Source organism: Sphingomonas sp. Leaf208 (assembly GCF_001421415.1).
GTDB lineage: Bacteria > Pseudomonadota > Alphaproteobacteria > Sphingomonadales > Sphingomonadaceae > Sphingomonas.
Window position 1 is genome coordinate 18,597 of the sequence record NZ_LMKH01000001.1, and the last position, 20,567, is coordinate 39,163.

Here is a 20,567-nt window from a genome sequence, read left to right on the forward strand (position 1 = left end):
CGTCTCTTTCATTGAGGATCGATTGCGAGATCGAGGAGCTGTGCGCCGAGCGTCTTGCCGTGCGCGTCGAGCGCCAGCGACCGTGTGACCCCACCGCGCAGCGCACCCTCGAGCACGAAGTTGAGCGCGCCGAGGCCGGGCAATTCGAACCGCGTGATCCGGCGTACCGAGAGGTCGGCCAGGTGCGCGACGACGCGCTCTGCGGTCACGGCGCTGGCCAACAGCGCGAAGTCTTCGCTGCGATAGGCGATGACCGCAATCTGGGAAATGTCGCCTTTGTCACCGGTGCGAACATGGGCGAGGTCGCGCAGGATCATGTCAGGCGACCTCGTACTGGACCGAAGGGACGATCTGCGTCCGGTCCAGCAAGGTCGACGCGACCGCCAGCACCTCGCGGACGCTGGACACGGCGCCTCCGCCACCGAACGGACCGTTCGTATATAGCGCCTCGACTTCGGCGCCGATCCGTTCGGCGGCGGCGCGGGTCGGCGTCCGTCCGGCCACCCGAACGCGCACTTCGCGGGGTTCCGGCCCGTCCGACTGTCCCGTCCGGTCGATGGCGTTCAGTCCGATGAGTTCGCATCTGAGATCCGATATCGGCACGCCGGTCATCCGCAGGCGCTCGCGTACGACGTCCAACGCCAGTTGTCCGCGCGCTACGGCGCCCGGGCCGGCGTAGGAGATCTGACCTTCGCCGACGAAGCCGTCTTCGTATCCGATCGAAACCTTGACCGTATCCGGCCTCGGTCGACCGGTACCACCGCGCACATGTACGCGGTCGGGTGCCGTCAGCTCGAAGGACACGCCGGTGAAGTCGGCGACGACGTCCGCCTGTAGATATCCGGCCGGATCGAGGATCTCGTACAATAACTGTTCCTTGCAGGTGGCACAGGTCAGGCAGCCGCCGGATCCGTCGACCTTGCCCAGGACCGCGCTGCCGTCGTCGGATACATCCGCGAAAGGGAAGCCGAGCCGCGCGAGATCGGGCACGTCCTTGATGCCCGGATCGGCGAAATAACCGCCGGTTACCTGGCCTGCGCATTCGAGCAGGTGACCCACGACGGTACCGCGGCCAAGCCTTTCCCAGTCGTCCATCGCCCACCCGAATTCATGGATAAGCGGTCCGAGGAACAACGCTGGATCGCCGACCCGACCGGTGATGACGACATCGGCGCCGCCCGCCAGCGCTTCGACGATGCCGCCTGCGCCCAGGTACGCGTTTGCGGAAACGATCGCGTCGCCAAGATCGCCACTACGGCCGGGCCGGTCGATCAACGGGAAATCACCCGCTCGGATGATATCGAGGACGTCGTCGCCCGTGACTGCTGCCGTCCGCAGTCCGGTCAGGCCCAGCTCGTGCGCGATCCGCGTGACCAGACGCGCGGCGCCGATCGGATTGGCGGCGCCCATATTAGTCACGATCCGAACGCCGCGGGCATGAGCCGCGGGGAGGACCGCGCGCATGCGATCCTCGAGCAGAGGATCGAACCCGGCATCCGGATTCGTTCGCCGCACGGCTTGTGCGAGCGCAATCGTACGTTCCGCCAGGCATTCAAACGCGAGATAGTCGAGGGTACCGTGTTCGACCAGTTCGAGCGCCGGCTCGATCCGATCACCGGAAAAGCCGGCTCCGGCGCCGATACGGATGGTTCGAGCGGTCATATCGAGAATATTCCAAAGGCGACTGCCGCCAGCGTCATCACGATCGATGCGGCAAACAGCCAGGGGATCGCGAAACGCTGATGCGCGCCGAGTTCGACGCCGCTCAGCCCGGCGACGAGGAACGTGGCTGGGGTCAACGGGCTGACGGGAAAACCCGTCGTCATCTGGCCTAGTAAAGCAGCCTGCGCGACCTGGACCGCGGGTACGCCGAAATGCCCGGCGACCTCGGCAACTACCGGCAGCACACCGAAGTAGAAGCTGTCGGGATCGAACAGCAGGCTGAGCGGCATGGCGATCATGCCGAGAAGGACCGGAATACGCGGCCCGATCGCATCGGGCACATGCGCCACCGACGCCTGCGCCAGCGCCTTGATCATGCCCGATCCCGTCATGATGCCGGTAAAGGCGCCTGCCGCGAACAGGATGCCGGCCATCATCAGTGCGGCGCGAGCGTGCGCGTCGATCCGCTCGCGCTGTTGCGCTGCCGAAGGATAGTTGATGATCAGCGCCAGTGCCGTGCCCGCCATGAACACGACGACGGGTTCGATCAGCCCGGTGATCATCGTCGCCACGACCACCAAAGTAATTGCGACGTTGACGATGAAAAGCCGCGGCCGTCGCAGTGCCAGTTCGGCGTCACTGTCGCTCGGCGTGACACCGAGAGGTGCCGGAGTCTCGGCGCTTGCGACCCGGCGTCCGATGCCAAGCCGCCGTTCCTCGCGCACGCCTAACCACCAGGAGACGACGAAGACGAAAGCGAGACCGACGACCTGAACCCCGATCATCGGTGTGAAGATGGTCGCGACAGGCAGCTTCAGCGCCGCCCCAGCGCGCAATGTCGGACCGGTCCAGGGCAGGAAGTTGACGCCGGCGGCCATCGATGCGGTGCAGGCCAGTACGCGACGATCCATCCCGATCCGGTCGTACAAGGGACGCAGTGCCGGGATGGTGATCAGGAAGCACACCGCGCCCGAGCCATCGAGATGGATCAGGAGCGCCAACAACGCCGTACCGACCGTGATACGCGAAGGGCGTTCGCCGACCATGCGCAGGACGGCATTGACCAGCGGCGCCAGCAGTCCGGCATCGGTCATGATCCCGAAGAACAGGATCGCGAAGACGAACATGCCGGCGACCGGGGCGATCTTGGCAAGGCCATCGACGATGTAACCGGGGATGCCGGGCGCTACGCCGGCTGCGATCGCGCCCGCGATCGGGATCAGGATCAACGCCGCCAGCGGCGATACCCGGTTGGACAGGATGACGGCGAGCAGCGACAGGATGGTCGCTGCGGCGACAAAAGCCAGTATGATCCCCTCCCGTATCTGTTCGGTGTCTACGGATAGATATTGCCCCGCAAAGACCTATTCATCAATTACCATTATCTTATAGATCTATCAGCTTAAGCTATCGCGTCTCATGGGAGGGCTGAGCGTCGCTGCACATCGGAGCGCGACGGAAATGGCTCCCCGCCACCCGCGAGTACGCATACGACACGCCCCCTCCAGTATCGACGATGTCATCGGCAGACGCTGCGGGTCAGCGCGACGCCGCACTTTCAAGCGGATGCCACGCAGCGGGCAGAGACCTCGCGTCGAGCTTCACGGTAACGGGTTGCCCAAGCGCGTCGGACGCCCCGCCCAACATGACTCGATAAACACCTTTGGCAATCCGCCAACTACGACTGGTCTCATCGAAATTGGCGAGGAGGCGGGGGTCTATCGTCACGGTGACATTGGTCGTATCCGACGGCGCCAGCATGACCGCGGCGAATCCGCCGAGCCGCTTGGGAGCTTCCCAGCCCTCGCCAGCGACATAGATCTGCGGAACGGCCTTGCCCGCGACCTTGCCCGTGTTGCGAACGGTAAAGCTGGCTCGCAACCCCGCGCCGTCCTTGGCCACGCGCAAATTCCCGTACTCGAAGCTGGTATAGGACAGGCCGTGACCGAAGGCGAAGGCCGGGCGTGACTGCTGCCGGTCGAGCCATTTATAGCCGACCGCCGCGCCCTCGGTATAGCGGACGTCGCCCGGTGTCGGCACGGCGGGACGGGGCAGTTGCGCCAACTCCGCCGGGAAGCTGATCGGCAAGTGACCCGAAGGATTGATATGGCCGAACAACACGTCGGCGATCGCCGTGCCCCCCGCCGTCCCCGGAAACCATGCGGCAAGGATGCCGGCGACGTCGTTGCGCCACGGCGTCAGCACCGCGCCACCGGACTCGAGCACCACGACCATATGCGGGTTGGCGGCAGCGACACTCTGGATCAGCGCGTCCTGACCGTCGGCCAGCGCAAGCGACACGTCGAAAGCCTCACCCGCCCATTGCGTCGCGAACACGATCGCCACCTCGGCACCGCGTGCCTGCTCGGCTGCGGCACGCGGGTCGCTGCCATCGACGAAAATGATCTGCGCATTGGGCGCCTGACGCCGGATCGCCTCGAGTGGCGACGACGGATAATACATGACCGGCCCGGGCCAGTAGGTCGGCGCGATACCGGGCACGGCGTTGCCGCCCTTGGGATAGACGAGCGACGATCCGCCGCCGGCCAAGACGCCCTTGTCGGCATGGCCACCGATCACGGCGATCGACTTGATCGACGACGACAGCGGCAGAATGGCATCCTGGTTCTTGAGCAGCACCAGGCTCTGCGCGGCGGCCTGTCCCGTCACCGCGGCATGGTCGGCGAGCATCGCGTCGGGCAGGTCGAACGGCGCCGCGGTGATCGGGTGGTCGAACAGCCCCTTGTCGAACATCGCGTGCAGGATATGCCCGACCATGCGATCGAGCTGCGCGTCCTTGACCGTGCCGGCGGCAAGCGCCGCGTCCAGATTGGCGCCGAAATACGGTTCCTTGTCGAACGGATAGCCGGATTGCTGATCCAGCCCGGCGGCGATGGCCGGACCGGTCGAGTGCGTCCCGCCCCAATCCGACATCACATAGCCCTGCCAGTTCCAGTCGCGGCGTAGCACCTCGCCGAGTAGCCAGGGATTCTCGCAGGAAAACGGGCCGTTGACGCGATTATAGGCGCACATCACCGACCCGGGATTCGCCTTCTCGATCGCGAACTGAAAGGCGAGCAGGTCCGACACGCGTGCAGCCGCTTGGTCGATCACGGCATTGCCCGCGTTGCGATCGGTTTCCTGATCGTTGATCGCGAAATGCTTGATCGTCGAGATCACGTGGTTCGACTGGATGCCATTGATCTGGGCGGCCACCATCGTTCCGGCCAGCAACGGATCCTCGCCGCCATATTCGAAGTTGCGGCCGTTGCGCGGTTCGCGGGTCAGGTTGACGCCGCCGGCGAGCAGCACGTTGAACCCCGAGGTACGCGCTTCCGCGCCGATCATAGCGCCGCCCCGCCGAGCGAGCGCGATGTCCCATGTCGCTGCGATCGCGAGGTTGGAGGGGAGAGCGGTTCGTTCGCGCTTGCGGGGCGCACCGCCCTGGCTTGCCACGCCGATCCCGGCATCCGCCTGCCATTGCGGCGGAATCCCCAGCCGCGGCACGCCGGGCACATAGCCGGCCGATCCGTTGCGCGCTTCCGCCGGCGCCTTGAACTCTTTGGGCGGGAAATCGGTCGCGAAATATCCCATCACCATCAGCTGCTTTTCCGCGCGGGTCATCTGCGGCAGCAACAGCGCGACGCGGCGCGCCGGGGCGATCGACGCGTTCATCCACGGCTGCGCGCTGGTCGAGGCGGATGGTGCCGCGACCGGTGCCTGGCCGACCACCGGGGTGCTCGACAGCATGAGTGTGGCGATGACGGCGCCGGTGCGTAGCGTCCTGCCGGTACGTGGTTCGCTCATGGTTGGCCTCCCCCTGTGTTCGGCTGATCATGATACAGCCGCGCGGCGATCCTGAATCGGACACCTGCCCCCTCAACAAGAAGGATCAAACCCGCGACGTCCAACAGAAAAAAGTGATCGCTCGATCCATCTTCGTCATAGGTGCCAAGCAAGTATCTATGTCGGGGATGAATAGGTCGATCGGAAAATTGTATTTTTCTATTGGCTTGGCGCGCCGCATGCAGAGGCATCGACTGTCGATCCGACGCGACACCTCATCCCATGCTGGTCTGCCGGCATGACACGACGTCCCGCAGCGCGAACGAACGGTTGGTTTAGCACGGGGCGGATTAACGACCCCGGCAAACAAGGGGGGATGTCATGAATCCGAACATACGCCTGGTCCACCGCGGCGCCAGCATACTCGCACTGGTCATCGCCACGCAGGCGGCGCCGGCCTTAGCGCAGCAGGCCACCAGCGGATCGACCGAAGCGACCCAGGCCACCAGCGACGTGCCCGTGGCGCCGGCACAGGCGACTGCCGCCGATCAGGCCGACGCGACCACCGGCGCGAAGGTCACCACCGCGGAACAGCCAGCGGCCGAGAGCGCCGCGGACGTCGCGAGCGACAAAGACATCATCGTCACCGGCACCAACATCTCGGGCGTCAAGCCGGTCGGATCGCAGACGTTGGCGATCGATCGATCGCAGGTGCTCGCCACCGGCTACACCAACGTCAACGACGTGCTGCAGACGCTGCCGCAGGTACAGAACAACCCCAACTCGGGCGGCTCCGGCCCCGTCTACAGGCAGGGCGGCACGTCCGGTTATGGCGGCAATTCGACTCAGGGCAACGCGATCAATCTGCGCGGGCTCGGCACCTCGGCGACGCTGACGCTGGTCGACGGCCGCCGTGTCGTGCCGAGCGGTGCCGCCAGCACGTTCACCGAATCCATCCAGATCCCCGTCGCGGCGCTGGAAAGGATCGAGGTCGTCAGTGACGGCAACTCCGCGATCTACGGCTCCGACGCGGTCTCCGGCGTGATCAACTATGTGCTGCGCAAACGGTTCGACGGGCTCGAAGTCTCGGGTCGCGACAGTGTCGATCGCTATCACAACACCTGGGGTGTGTCGGTGACCGGCGGCAAGAGTTGGGATACGGGCAATATCATCCTGACCTACGATCACGAGGATCGTCGACCGTTCGTCAACGGTCGGTCGAAATTCCTGCGGCGCGATCTCAGCCCGCTTGGGGGTATCGATTCGCGCGCGAACAACGCCACGCTCGGCGTCACCAGCCCGGCGCTGATCGTCGGCGGCAACGGCGTCCCGTACAGCTATTTTACGGTGGCACCCGACGCGCGTCCCGGCGTCGCGTTCGCACAACTGACCCCGGGCGCCGCCCTTGCCGACCAATCCGACTACACCGATTTCCTGCCGCGACAGAAACGTGATCAGGCGGCTTTGTTCTTCAACCAGGAACTGGCACCGTCGATCGCGGTCTACCTCGAATCCTTCTACACCAAGCGTCAGACATCGAGCCGCAGCTATGGCAACTCGCGCGTCGGCAACAACCTGCTCGTCTGCCAGGGCAGTCCCTATTTTATCAGCGGCGCGCCGGCCTCTGCGTCGGCCGCCAGCGCCGATTGCGGCGGTGGGCTCGCCCAGACGGTAGCGGTCAACCCGATCACGTTCTTTGGCGGCCCGTCGGTCACCAAGAACCCGACCGAGACGATCAGCGTGACGGGCGGCGTGACCGGTCACCTGCCCAATCGGTGGAACATCGATACCTATTTCACCTACGCGCACGATACGACCTGCGGCATCTGCAATTTCGACAACAACGCCAATGGCGCGGCGCTGGCATCGCAGATCACGGCGGGAGCGATCAATCCGTACCAGTCGACGCCGCTGACTGCCGGGCAATATGGAAGCTTCCTGGGCACCAACACGCAGTTCTCGTACAACACGTTCATCGATTCCGTGGTCAAGGTCGATGGTCCGCTATTCTCGCTGCCCGGCGGCGAGGTGCGCACGGCGATCGGCGGAGAGCTCGCCTACAACCGCCAGCACCTGCTGAACGGCAGCAACAACGCGTTCGAGCAGGACCGCACCAACAATAATTTTGCGGTCACCAACGACAGCACGACGCATCGCAGCACGGCCAGCGTGTTCGCCGAGCTGTTCGTGCCGCTGGTCGGCGAGGACATGAACGTTCCGCTCGTGCAGGCGCTGAACATCGACGCGGCCGTACGCTACGACAATTATTCCGATTTCGGGGGCACGACCAATCCCAAGATCGGCGCGACCTGGACCGTGAACGATTTCTTCTCGATCCGAGGGTCCTGGGGCACGTCGTTCCGCGCCCCGGCGCTGACCGATACCAATCCCGAGAACTATTCGTCGGCGGTGATCGGCCTGCCATTCGCCAACGCGTCGGGGCGGAACGATATCGCGCTGTTATACCCGGGGTTCAGCAGCACTTATCTGTTGCTGGGAGCCAATCGGAACCTGCGACCGGAGACGGCCAAGACCTGGTCGGCGGGTTTCGACGTCAAGCCGGTGGGATCGGGTTTCCGGTTCTCCGGGACCTATTACAAGACGCGCTATGCCAACCAGATCGTCGGCCAGAATGTCGGACTGTTCCTATCGAGCCCGCAGAATGCGGCGCTATATAGCCCGTACATCACGCCGGTGAACAATCCGGCGAATTGCGTGAACGGCAGTCCCGCGACCTATGATCCGGTACTGGCGAATTTCATCGCCGCCAATCCCGCGCTCTACAATACGCCCGTGCTCAGCGCCTGCACGGTCGGGGTCATCCTGGATGCACGCAGCGCCAATGCCGCGACTACCTCGCAGGATGGGCTGGACTTCCAGACCTCCTACCAGTTCGATACCGGGATCGGAAAATGGAATGTGGGCGTAAGCGTCACCAAGATCCTGAACCAGTCGCTGCAACAGGTCTCCGGTGGTGCGAAGCAGGATGTGCTCGACACCTATTATTACCCGGTGAGCCTGCGTGGCCGTGGCCAATTGGGCTGGACGCTGGGGCGGGTCGGGGTCAACGCCTTCCTGAACTATACCGGATCCTACGACAACACGATCCCGATCACCGGCCGACCGCAAACCAAGGTGCCGTCATGGAAGACGCTGGACGTCGGCATCACCTATTCGGTACCCCGGTCGAGCGGCGTGCTGGGTGGTGTCCGCCTGAGCGCCAATTTCCAGAACGTGACGAACGAGGATCCCCCGCTGGTGCTGACGCAGGCGGGCAACAACTACGGAGCGTATGATCCGTCCAACGCCAACATCTTCGGACGTATCGCCACGTTCCAGCTGACAAAGGCCTTCTGATCCGGTCATCCTGGCCATATTCCTGCTCGTTCGGAGATTTACCGCTCATGATTGCACACCGCCTGTTCCTGACTGCCGCCATCGTCGCCTTGACGAGCCCAGTCGTCGCGACCGCCCAAACCAGTGCCACTGTTGTCGCCACCGACCGCGGCCAGGTTCGCGGCGCGAGCGCCGACGGCGTTGCCAGCTGGAAGGGTATCCCCTTCGCCGCCGCCCCGGTCGGAGCGCTGCGCTGGCGTGCCCCTCAGCCAGCTGCGGCGTGGAAAGGCGTGAAGGACGCGACCGCCTACTCGCACGACTGCATGCAGGTCCCGTTTCCCAGCGACGCCGCACCGCTCGGGACGCAGCCTGCCGAGGATTGCCTGTACGCCAATGTCTGGAAGCCGGCGGCGGCGAGCGCGTCGGCCAAGCTGCCGGTGATCGTATGGATCTACGGCGGTGGTTTCGTGAATGGCGGCGCGTCACCGCCGACCTATTCCGGTGCCAACCTCGCCAAGCAGGGCGTGGTGTTCGTCAGCTTCAACTACCGTGTCGGACGGTTCGGCACGTTCGCACTGCCGCCGCTTACACAGCAGAATGCCGATGATGGCATGCTCGGCAATTACGGCATCATGGACCAGATCGCGGCGCTGAAGTGGGTGCGCGCCAACATCGCGTCGTTCGGCGGCGATCCCGCCAACGTGATGATCATCGGTGAAAGCGCCGGCGGTATGTCGGTGCACATGCTCAACACCGCGCCGCTGGCCCGCGGCCTGTTCAGCAAGGCCTTCGTGATGTCGGGTGGCAATGGCCAGTCGGACAAGCGCACGCTCGCCGACGTCGAGCAGATCGGCGCCAATTTCGCTCGGTCGAAGAACATCGATCCCGCCGCCCCCGACGCGCTTGCCAAGTTGCGCGCGCTGAGCGCCGAAGAGGTTACCGACGGACTCAGCATGATGCAGATGTTCCGCCCGAAGGCGGGCCCGCCGACCAATACCGGTCCGTTCGTCGACGGCAAGGTCGTCGTCGATCTGGGCGGCGCCTATGCCGCGAACCGCTTCGCGCGCGTGCCGACGGTGATCGGCGCGACCAGTGCTGACATGGGTGGCAAGTCGGGCTTCATGATCGCCGGCGCGCGCGAGGCGTCGGCGGCGATCGCCGGCAAGGGCGTACCGGTGTGGGAGTATCGCTTCTCCTACGTCGCGGACTCGGTCGGTCAGCCCGGCGCGCAGCATGCCACGGACATCCCGTTCTTCTTCGATACCACACAGGTGAAGTATGGCGACAAGACCACCGCCAAGGACATCGCGGTCGGCAAGACGATCAGCGGTTACGTCGTCAACTTCGCCAAGACCGGGAATCCGAACGGAAGCGGCCTGCCGTCCTGGCCTGCCTACACCGCCGCCGGCGACCAGCTGATGGATTTCGGTGCGGACGGCAAGGCTGTGGCGCAGAAGGATCCTTGGGGTGCCGATATCGACGCCGGCAAGGCGCGGTTGGCCAGTGCGCAGGCCTCGGGGCACTACACCTCGATCACCACGCCGCTCGGCAAGATGCTCGACGACCCCGCGGCGAAGGCGGTGCTCGAACGCCAGATCCCCGACGTGATCAAGAGCGAACAGATCGGCATGGCGCGCGGCGTGACGCTGGAGGCGCTGCAATCCTACGTCCCCGCACTGACCGATGCCAAGCTGAAGGCGATCGACGCCGATCTGGCGAAGGTGCCGATGCGTCCGTGAGTTATGGGCATGGTCGACGTGCCAAACAGGCGCGCCGACCATGCCTAGACCTTGGACGTGACCGTGATGCGACGTTGGGAACGTCGCCGATAATCGAGTTTAGGTAACGCCGGCTGCGCGACCTATTGCCAGTCGTGCGCCCAGTGCGATTCACCGGCGCCAACCATAGAAAGCGCGCAGCGTTGTTGTAGAGGATATCGCGTTTCTGCTCGCTCGACAGATAGTCTGCGTTCTGGATGATGCCGACCGAATAGCGCATCAAGCCCGGCCAGATCAGTTCGTCGGTCCCGAACATGACGCGATCCTCGAACCCTGCATCGACCAACCGCTCATGTACCGGTGGACCCTCTTCAGCGGATAGCTCGAGAACCAGGCGGCACGCTCTTCGCAGTCGTCGTGCTCGGCTGCGCCTGCCAGATCGACAGCCTCACGCTAGGCACGGCGCCAGTCAGCACGGCCGCCGCCGCCATCGCCGCCACGACGGCAGGCACTGGGCGGCGGCGGATGCTCGGCATGACGGGTCTAGAACCGGAAGCCGGTTCGCACGCCATAGGTGCGCGGGTCCTGCAACGTCACGCCGCTATAGGCGCCCGACGACGCGCCCGACACGACCAGGCTGTTCTCGAGGTTGCGCACGAAGCCCTGTAGATACCAGCGCTCGCCCGCTGCGTTGTAGGTGAGCGACAGGTCGGTCTTGGTGAAGCTCGGCTGGCGAAACTGGTTGAGCGTCCCCAGCGCCGACAGGTAATAGCTATCGCTCAGTCGTGTCCGCGCCGAGGCCTGGATGTTCGCGCCGCTGGTGAGCGGGACGGTCTGCGTGATCCCGGCGGTCACCGTCCATTCGGGCGACCGATCGAGCTTCCTGCCGGCAAAGCTGACGGCAGGGGTCGGGAAGAAGTTCGTATAGCGCGCGTTCAGCCATGAGGCCGACGCATCGAAGCGCGTGTTGGGCCCGGGGTTCACCACGGTCTCGAGCTCGACGCCGTCGACCTTCGCCTGGCCGGCGTTGGTGGTCACCTGGCAAGGGCCGCCGCAGATCGTCGAGAGCTGGCTCAACTGGATGCCCGCGAAATCATAGTGGAAGCCCGACAGGTTCACCCGCAGCACGTTGCCCGCCAGATGCGTCTTGATGCCACCCTCATAGGAGGTGATCGTCTCCGGGTTATAATAGAGTGCGCTTGCGCTCAGCGTACAGCCCGCGCCGGTTCCGGCTTCGCAGCCATCGTTGAACCCGCCTGCCTTGTAGCCGGTCGAGACGACCGCGTAGAGCAGGCTGCGCGAGTTCAGGTCGTAGTCGACGCCACCACGATAGGTGACTTTCGAAAACGTCCTCGCCGCGTTGTTGACCGTGCTCGTATCGCGCGCGCCGGTGCAGGCGACCGCTCCGCAGATGACCGTCGCCCCGATCCGCGCCTTCTCGTCGTGCGAATAGCGGACGCCGCCGGTCACGCGAAACCGGTCGGTCAGCTTCAGCGTCGCCTGGCCGAAGCCGGCAAGGGATTCCGATTTCACGTAGCGCTGTGGAAAGCCGAAGACATAGCCCGGCGCACCGGGCGTGGCGTTGAGCAGGCCGAAGATGTAGTAATTCTGGAACCCGGTCTCGTGGAAATAATAGCCACCCGCCTGGATCGAGAGTGGTCCGAGGTCGGTCGAAAGACGCAGTTCCTGGCTGTTCTGCTTGTACGCCGCATCGTCGCGCGACGGGAATACGGTGGCACCGGTACCCGGCGTCAGGCTCAAATCCTCGCGACGCTCGAACTTCCGGTAGGATCCGAGATAGTTGAGCGTCAGCCCGCCAAAGTCATAGCTGAAATCGGCCAGCACGCCGTAGACGTCGTTGTCGCGACCGAGCTTGGTCGTATACGGCGCGACCACGGTACGCTGTGCCGTCTTCCCCGACACGGGATTGTAGACGGGGTCGACCCCGACGGTGTTGAACCCGGTGTAGAAATTGCTCGTCAGGACGCTGTTCACGGTCTGCCCGCCGACATGCGAATAATCGCCGATGATCAGCAGCTTGGCCGGACCGCTCGACCAGGAGGCGGACAAGCGCCCGGACACGTTGTCGCGGAACGGGCTGAGGTCGGTACGGACTCGCGGCCCGGACTCGAGGAAGCTGTCGCGGCGGTCGTAGTTGAACGCCGCGCGGACGGCGATCGAGTCTGAGAGAGGCACGTTGATCATGCCGGTCAGCAGGCGGCTGTCGTAATTGCCGTAGCTCGCGTCGACCGACGCTTCGAAGCGGTCGACCGGATGGTTGGTGATGACGTTGACGAGGCCGGCGGTCGTGTTGCGGCCGAACAAGGTACCCTGTGGACCGCGCAGCACCTCGACGCGGGCGATGTCGTAGAAGCTGACTTCCTGCGTCTGCGGTCGCGCGATGTAGATGCCGTCGGTCATGAAAGCTGCCGACGGATCGCCCTTTTCGGTGCCATCCGTGCTCGTGATGCCGCGGATCGTGATCTGCAGGCCGTTGCCCCGATCGATCGAAAGGTTCGGCACCTGCTCGCCCAGCGTGGTCGGATTGGTGATGCCTGCCGACAACAGCGCCGTCCCGGTGATCGCGGTCAGCGCGATCGGGGTCTTGGATGCGAGGGATTCATTACGGTTGGCGGTGACGACGATATCGCCTTCGGACGCCTGCAACGCGCTGTTCGATTCCGCCTCGGTGGCGGAGGCCGGAGCTTCGCCGACCTGTTGCACGCTTTGGTCGGGAAGCGTCGACGGCGGCCCGATCTGCTGGGCTGCGACCGGTGTCGCAAAGACCGCGAACGCGGAAACCCCACATGCCAACAAACGCTTGCTCATCGTCTTCCCCTCCTATTCGCTCCACCTGTCCGCCGTTCGTTTTCGAATGGTCGGAACGGTCGAGCGTCTCCGTCTCGTGTTCTTGAGAGAGAGCGTGATCGACGATTAATCTCGATCAGTAAAATACAAGTTTGTAACCGATCGATACAATGCCGTTATGCTCGTGGAGAGGTTTGGTCGGGTCTACGTCGTCCGGGCATGATCCCGTCACGAACAACGCCGATAGATCACGTTCGCCGTCAGGCCTTCCAGGCAACGCTCACGCGACGTCCCAAGTGCTCGTTGGGACCTGGCCTGACGTTGATGCGGCTGGGAAAGCTTGTCCCGGCAGGCGTGTCGGCGTCGATCAACGCCTGAGGCGCACCGCATCCATGATCCCGGCACCAACGGCGTAGAGTGGCTTGGCGGAATCGTCCGGTACCGCCGGGTCTTGCGCGCTGACGGCGGCCATCGACGATGGCAGTTCGAACGGCAGCCGGCCCGACGCACTAGCGTGCCCGGTCAGCACATCCATCAATGCGGCGTCGCTCACCCCGAAATTGGCGAGCAACACCGCGGCCTTGTCGCGAACATTGGTCAGGATCGCCGGCCGGTCGAGATAGACCGAGACGATCGTCGGGACATGCGCGCTGGCCGACTTCAGCGCCTCGTAGCCGGCGTCGCCGTTGCGAAAGTCGAGCCGGCCTTCCTTCTGACGGCTGCCGAAGAAGTTGTTGGGGTGGAGCATCTCGCTCGGCGCTTCCAGGCGGATGATCGCGACGTCTGCATCCTCCGGGCGGGCGACGACGGTAAAGCCCTTCGCGGCCACCGCGTCGGGTGACAGTCCGTAGATGAAGACCCTGCGCTTGCCCGTGAGGGGCAGGACGCCCGACCGGTTCTCCAGGAGGACCTGCGACCGTCGCTGTGCCGCGTCCGCCATGTGTTGATGCTCGGGACGCGCGGCGAAACGTTCGGCTGCGGCGGGATCGACATAGGGATCGTCGAACAGCCCTTGTTCGAACTTGGCGATCATGATCCGCCGAACGGAGTCGTCGATCCGCGCTTCCGCGATGCGACCCGCCCGCACAGCGGCGATGATCGCGGCGGGCTTGTCGACGCCGCCAAACTGGTCGAGCCCGGCGACGATTCCCTTTTCGAAGCGTTGCGCCTCGCTCAGCGTCTCGACGCCCCACGGCATCGCAATGTCTCTTACGCCTTGCGGTTTGTCGGGCGCGCGGCATCCGGGGCCGCAATCGTTGGTAATCGCCCAGTCCGACAGGATGATCCCGCGATAGCCTTTCGCGCCGCGCAACAATCCGGTCAGCAACTGGCGGTTGAAGCCTGCGCCGACCGGTTCGAGCGGGGCACCCGCGATCGTCACCCCGTGGAGAATCGGATAGGTTGGCATCACGCCGGCCACTTTCATGCGGAATGCGCCGTCGAACGCCGCGACATGCTCGGCGAAACTGCGATCGTCCAGGCGTGCGATGCGGCCATAATAGTTATGCGCATCGAACCCGTTCGGCTCCGCGCCATAGCCGACCCAGTGCTTGACGATCGCCATCACGCCGTCGCGCGCGACACCGTTCGGGCCGTGTTGGAAACCCTCGACATAGGCCGCGACGAGAGGCGAGACGAGCGCCGGGTTGGACCCGAACGTGCCCGTCATCCGCGACCAGCGCGGTTCGGTGGCGGGGTCGGCCTGCGGTGACAGCGCCTCGTGGATCCCGACCGCACGATATTCCTGCCGCGCGATATCCGCGAACGCGCGCACGACCCCGGGATCGCCGATCGCGCCGAAGCCGAGCGGATCGGGCCACTGCGAAAAGCCCTTCGATTGCGCGCTGGCGCCCAGCACATATTGGAAATGGTTGCGCGGATCGGTGCTGATCGTCACCGGAATGCCGAGCCGCGAGTCCTCGCCGAGCTGCTGGACCGCGTTGTTCGCTTCGGCGAAACGGCGCGGGGGCAACGCCAGCCGGGTGATGAAGCTGGTGATACCGCGCTGCCCGATCATCTCACCAACGCGCGCCAGGTCATAGCCTTCGGCGGAGACACCGATCGCCGCATTGGCGCCGCTGCCCGCGCCCGGTAGCGACGCGTGCATCATCGTGCCCGCCTTTTCCTCCAGCGTCATGCGACGGACCAGATCGTCGGTCCTCCGCTCGGGCGATAGTCGCCAATCCTCGTACGGATCGAGCCGTCCGTTACGATCGAGGTCACGATACTGCCTGCCCTCGACCGCCAGCATCGGGCCCTTGCGGCTCTGCACCTGCGGATCGGCGGCCGCCGATTGGGCCAGCAAGGCGACCGTCGGAAGCGCCGCGCCGATCAACCAGCGCCACGACGGCGACGACGGCGTCGACGACCGCACGGTCATGGCTTGATGGCCTGCGCCGCCACTTGCATCGTGCCCGACAGGACCGCGTCGCCCGCCTGGCGCCCGACCGTGATCGGCACGGCACCGGCCGCGACCGACCAGCCGGGCCGTGCGGTGTCGTAGCGCGCGATCAGGCGCGGATCGATCGTGACGCTGACCTGCTTGGTTTCGCCGGGTTGCAGCAGGACGCGCTGGAATCCGACCAGCCGGCGCATCTGTCCGGCGGGCGCTGCATAGACCTGCGGCACGTCCGCGCCCGCGCGCTTGCCGGTGTTGGTGACCGAGAAGCTGATCGCGTCGCCAACCACCTTGAGGTCGCGATAGGCGAACTTGGTGTACGACAGGCCGTGACCGAACGCGAAGAGCGGGGCGGCACCCTTGCGCTGATACCAGCGATAGCCGACGTCCGCGCCCTCGGGATACTCGACCGGGAACGAGGGTACGCCACCGGTCAGGTCGACCGTACTCAGGTCGAGCGTCGTCGCCTTGGGCTTGGCGGCGTTGCGCGCCTCCGCCGCCTTCACGAGCGCCAGGCCGGGGATCGTCGGTCGCGGCGCCTGCGCGGCGTTGGCGGGGAACGTGACGGGCAGGCGGCCCGACGGGTTCACGTCGCCGACCAGGATCGATGCGATCGCCTCGCCGCCCTTCTGGCCGGGATACCACGCTTCCAGGATCGCGCCGACGCGACCTGCCCATGGCATCGTCACGGGGCCGCCGGTCTCCAGCACGACCACGGTCTTCGCATTGGCGGCGGCGACCGCGTCGATCAGCGCGTTCTGTGTCCCGGGCAGGTCGAGCGTCTCGACGTCCTGCGCTTCGGTGCGCCACTGCTCGCCGAACACGATCGCGATATCGGCCGCGCGCGCGGCGGCGGCGGCGGCCTTGACGTCCGTGCCGTCGAGATAGGTCACCTGCGCCTGTGGTAGGCGCGCCTTGATCGCCGCGAGCGGCGACGATGCGTGATAGGTAATCTTGATGAAGCTGCTGAGCGGCCCGCCGCCGGGCATCGGCAGTTCGAGCGGCACGCCGCCGACCGATCGGACCTGCGACGATCCGCCGCCCGACAGCACGCCGACATCGGCATGGCCGCCGATCACGACGATCGTCTTGGCGGTCGCGGCCAGCGGCAACAGGTCGCGGTCGTTCTTCAGCAGGACGATCCCCGCCTCGGCCGTCGCCTGCGCGACCTTCGCGTTGGCGGCGTAGTCGATCGGCTGCGGCATTGTCGGGGGCGGCCGATCGACCAGCTCATGCGCGATCATCGTCCGCAGGATCCGGCGGACCATGTCGTCCAGTCGCGCAGCCGGGACGGTGCCGACGGCGACCGCGGCCTTCAGCGGCGCACCGAAGAACACCTGCTTATCGAGTTCCTGGCCCGATTCCTGGTCGAGTCCTGCGGTTGCCGCCTTGACGGTCGAGTGCACCGCGCCCCAGTCCGACATTACCCAGCCGGTATAGCCCCAGTCCTTCTTCAGGACGGTATTCAGCAGGAAGTCGTTCTCGCAGGCATAATGCCCGTTCACCTGGTTGTAGCCGCACATCACCGAACCGGGTTTGCCCGCCTCGATCGCCATCTCGAATGCCAGCAGGTCGCTCTCGCGCATCGGCGCTTCGGCCATCTTCGCGTCGAGCGCGTTGCGGCCGCTCTCCTGCGCGTTCAGCGCGTAGTGTTTGATCGTCGAGACGATGCCGTTCGACTGGATGCCCTTGATCGCCGCGCCCGCCATCACGCCGGTCAGCAGCACGTCCTCGCTCAGATATTCGAAATTGCGGCCGTTCCAGGGATCGCGGACCAGGTTGGCGCCGCCTGCCAGCAGCACGTTGAAGCCCTTCGCGCGGGATTCGCTGCCGATCATGCGCCCACCGGCCTCGGCGATAATCGGGTCGAAGGTGGACGCGGTCAGCAGGCTGCCGGGCAGGGCGGTCGCGACATCGCCCTTGCGCATCTCGCCGCCGTTCGCGACGCCGAGACTCGCGTCGCTCTCGTACAGATCGGGAATACCGAGCCGCGAAACACCCGGAACATGCCCCGCGCCGGTCCGCGTCTCGTTCGGATTGCCCCTCTTCAGCGCCGATCCGAAAGTCCCGTTCACCATCGCGATCTTCTCTTCGAGCGTCATCTGCGCGAGGATCAGCGCGGAGCGTTCGTCGGGCGTGCGGCTTGCGTCCATCCACCCCTTTGCCGGGGTGGTCTGCGCTGCCATCGGTACGCTCGTCATGAGCGCCGCTGCAGCCACGCTGGCCTGCCAGATCGTTCTCGTCATATGCCTCTCCCGCTTTTTTCTCGCTTGCACCCTTATCGAAGGCGCGCGATGATTTAAGAAATAGAGATTACGCATAGATCAATTCGTATTTGTGATTGCTCGCGACCAACGCCGTATCGATGAAGAGGTCAGCATGTCGAAGTCTCCCAGCATGTCTAGCCTTCGACTGTTCATGCAGATCGCGCATAATCTGAGCTTCAGCGAGACCGCGCGAATGACGAACGTCTCGCAACCTGCGCTCAGCCGTACGATCCGCCTGCTCGAAGAGACGTTGGACGTCCGCCTGTTCGACCGGAATTCGCGCAACGTTACGTTGACGACGGCGGGGGAGACTCTTCTGCCGATCGTCGAGCGTCTAACCGCGGACTTCGACCACGCCTTTACCTCGGTGCGTCAAAATTTCGCTGGAGAGCGAGGCCGCGTGGTCGTCGGTGCGCTGCCGTCAGTCGCGGCGGGGGCACTCCCTGGCATGATCGCGGGTTTCCAGGCAATTTACCCGTTGGTCGAGATCATCCTGCACGATCATCTCTCGGGTACGCTCTATCAGGAAATGCAGGATCGACAGATCGATCTTGCCATTACGACGCCGCCCGACGAGGACAATTTTCAGTTCGAACCGTTACTCGAAGACGATTACGTGCTGGTCTGCCGTACCGGCCATGCGGTCGATCTGCCCGGTACGGCCGACTGGTCGATCTTCGCGGAAAATCCGTTCATCGCGATGGCAGCGCGGAGCAGCGTCCGTGCCCTGACCGATACGGCCTTCATCAAGGCGGCCGTCAGCGTGAAGCCACTGTACGAATGTACGCAACTGGCGACGATGGGCGGGTTGCTCGCGGCCGGTCTCGGGATCAGCGCGCTACCCCAATCGACGCTCGCCATGCTGGGGCAGGTTACGCTCGTCTCCCGTCCGCTGACGGCTCCTATGATCAGCCGGACGATCGGCATGGCGTGGCTCGCCGATCGCACTTTGCCACCAGCCGCGTCGGCATTCCTCCAGCATGTTCTGGCCCGTTGGCCGCGTCTCGCGGTGGGTTTGGCTAGCTCTAACGATCCAAAGAGCTGATCCGGTAAATAGTGGATGCCAGTAGAATAGTCTGTGAGTCCGTAGTGCATTCTGCCTCGTCGAGTATCCTCGGCTGATGGTAGTTTGGAGGCCGCGTTACTTGACAACAGTTTCGCTGGCGATCCGCCGAACGAGCGTCTGAAGTTAAGCGGCCAGGCAGGGTGGGGAAATATCCGCTTCTGGGTCCAAACGCCCGAGGCGAGGAACCCGACCGATCCGGTGCTCCCGTCGCCGGCCATCATCGCAGCATTGGCCTCGGACGCAAAGTATCCAGGCTTTTCGTCAACCGTTATCCCGCGCAGTCCCAGTTTGGCAGCAAGCGAGCGGTCAACGCTTCGAGCCAACCCTTGGAGGCGGCACTGGAAGGCTCACCGCCCGCACGAGATCAAATAGCGCGACATGGTTCACTTCAAGCGGCGGTCGGGAGGCGGGCGGTCGAGTTCCGCGAGCGTCGGCGATCGCGCCAGATTTGGCAGACTATTTAGACGCGCACGCCAGGAATGGCGCGACGCCGACCTTCGGGGATACTGTCACCGCACCCGATTACTTCGGCTTCATGAACTTCAGTGTCATTCGGTCGCTCTCGCCAATGGCAGCGTAACGCGCGCGATCGTGATCACCGTCCGCGAAGCCCGGCGGCAGTGTCCACACCCCCTTGGGGTAGTCGTGCGTATCCTTGGGATTGGAATTGATCGCGCTCTCGCCGGCGAGCCTGAAGCCGGCTTTGGTCGCATAGGCGAGGACGGACGAACGCTTCATGTAACCGCTGCGCGCCTCCTCGATCGTACCGGACGCCTCGGGCAAGTGATGCTCGACGACGCCCAGCGTGCCGCCCGGTTTCAGCATGGCGAACATCTGATCGAAGGCCGCTTGCGTCCGGTCGGTCGCACCGAAGCGCCAATTATGGACGTTGCGGAAGGTCAGGACGACGTCCGCGCTGCCCGCTGGCACCGAGGTCGCCCCCGGTCCGGCCGGGAATGTCGCGAATCTCACGGAGCCGTACGCAGACGGCGCTGCGGACTGTTTGGCCTTGACCGCAGCAAGCCCTTTGTCGTCCGGCCCGGCCGCATACAGCGTCCCATGCGCTGCCAGATACGGACCGAGGATTTCCGTGTACCACCCTCCGCTCGGCCAAATTTCGACCACGGTGTCCGTGGGTTTCACCCCGAAGAAGCGCAGCGTCTCGACGGGGTGGCGATAGCGATCGCGCGCGACGTTGGCAGGTGAGCGCGTTGACGCCTTTACCGCTGCCATCAGGGCAGGCGACGATGCCGGCCGAGCGGCAGCGACGGAGCCGGCGGTAAGCACCAAGGCGAGGAGGGCAGGGCCAGAACGCATAACGTACCTTTCGCGAGGGAGGTGCAGTGTTACCCGATCATGGCGCGCAACAGAAGTCCGCTTTCTGGTACCCTCAAGACCATACGCAGACATTTCTCGCGTAGAGCGCGAGGGCGAGAAGTGTGTTTAATCACGGCAATAGGCTGCTACCAGGCTTCAAATATGCGACGTTGATTGCGAAACTTCCCGTTCACTAGGAACCGGCGGCC

Annotated in this window: 13 protein-coding genes; 3 read left to right on the plus strand and 10 right to left on the minus strand. The window is 64.7% G+C overall.

Annotated elements, in window-relative coordinates; all coding sequences use genetic code 11:
- Window positions 1-8: 8 nt before the first annotated feature.
- From ASE69_RS00085 to ASE69_RS00100, 4 genes are all read right to left on the minus strand, one after another.
- Window positions 9-317, minus strand: coding sequence for a hypothetical protein (locus ASE69_RS00085; RefSeq protein WP_056481256.1), 309 nt, complete (start codon window positions 315-317; stop codon window positions 9-11).
- A 1-nt stretch (window position 318) separates the two neighbouring features.
- Entirely contained in the window at window positions 319-1,662 is a 1,344-nt protein-coding gene (locus ASE69_RS00090; RefSeq protein WP_056481259.1) for an acyclic terpene utilization AtuA family protein, read from the minus strand.
- Window positions 1,659-2,987, minus strand: coding sequence for a CitMHS family transporter (locus tag ASE69_RS00095; RefSeq protein WP_200924095.1), 1,329 nt, complete (start codon window positions 2,985-2,987; stop codon window positions 1,659-1,661). The genes ASE69_RS00090 and ASE69_RS00095 overlap by 4 nt, the downstream gene beginning before the upstream one ends.
- 214 nt (window positions 2,988-3,201) lie before the next feature.
- Entirely contained in the window at window positions 3,202-5,469 is a 2,268-nt protein-coding gene (locus tag ASE69_RS00100) for a beta-glucosidase (protein ID WP_056481265.1), read from the minus strand.
- A 360-nt stretch (window positions 5,470-5,829) separates the two neighbouring features.
- On the opposite strand from ASE69_RS00100, the gene ASE69_RS00105 reads away from it, so the two are divergent.
- Together ASE69_RS00105 and ASE69_RS00110 are read left to right on the plus strand one after the other, a co-directional pair.
- Complete coding sequence (locus ASE69_RS00105) at window positions 5,830-8,805, plus strand: TonB-dependent receptor domain-containing protein (RefSeq protein WP_056481268.1); 2,976 nt, start codon at window positions 5,830-5,832, stop codon at window positions 8,803-8,805.
- 47 nt (window positions 8,806-8,852) lie between these two features.
- A complete protein-coding gene (locus ASE69_RS00110) occupies window positions 8,853-10,523 on the plus strand; it encodes a carboxylesterase/lipase family protein (protein ID WP_056481271.1) in 1,671 nt (556 codons plus the stop codon).
- Window position 10,524: 1 nt separating this feature from the next.
- Here ASE69_RS00110 and ASE69_RS23300 read toward each other — a convergent pair whose 3' ends face one another.
- From ASE69_RS23300 to ASE69_RS00130, 5 genes are all read right to left on the minus strand, one after another.
- A complete protein-coding gene (locus ASE69_RS23300) occupies window positions 10,525-10,848 on the minus strand; it encodes an amidohydrolase family protein (RefSeq protein WP_056481274.1) in 324 nt (107 codons plus the stop codon).
- Window positions 10,849-10,873: 25 nt separating this feature from the next.
- The gene (locus tag ASE69_RS21725; protein WP_156362073.1) at window positions 10,874-11,038 is read right to left on the minus strand and encodes a hypothetical protein; all 165 of its coding nucleotides are present in this window, start codon (window positions 11,036-11,038) and stop codon (window positions 10,874-10,876) included.
- Between the two features lie 7 nt (window positions 11,039-11,045).
- Entirely contained in the window at window positions 11,046-13,331 is a 2,286-nt protein-coding gene (locus ASE69_RS00120) for a TonB-dependent receptor (RefSeq protein ID WP_056481277.1), read from the minus strand.
- A 346-nt stretch (window positions 13,332-13,677) separates the two neighbouring features.
- Window positions 13,678-15,690, minus strand: a complete 2,013-nt coding sequence (locus ASE69_RS00125) for a glycoside hydrolase family 3 protein (protein ID WP_200924081.1) — start codon at window positions 15,688-15,690, stop codon at window positions 13,678-13,680.
- A complete protein-coding gene (locus tag ASE69_RS00130; protein ID WP_056481280.1) occupies window positions 15,687-17,954 on the minus strand; it encodes a beta-glucosidase in 2,268 nt (755 codons plus the stop codon). The genes ASE69_RS00125 and ASE69_RS00130 overlap by 4 nt, the downstream gene beginning before the upstream one ends.
- A gap of 151 nt (window positions 17,955-18,105) precedes the next feature.
- Here ASE69_RS00130 and ASE69_RS00135 point away from each other — a divergent pair, with 151 nt between their 5' ends.
- Complete coding sequence (locus tag ASE69_RS00135; protein ID WP_056481283.1) at window positions 18,106-19,020, plus strand: LysR family transcriptional regulator; 915 nt, start codon at window positions 18,106-18,108, stop codon at window positions 19,018-19,020.
- A 543-nt stretch (window positions 19,021-19,563) separates the two neighbouring features.
- On the opposite strand, the gene ASE69_RS00140 is transcribed toward ASE69_RS00135, so the two are convergent.
- Entirely contained in the window at window positions 19,564-20,358 is a 795-nt protein-coding gene (locus ASE69_RS00140; RefSeq protein ID WP_056481287.1) for a class I SAM-dependent methyltransferase, read from the minus strand.
- Between the last annotated feature and the right edge of the window lie 209 nt (window positions 20,359-20,567).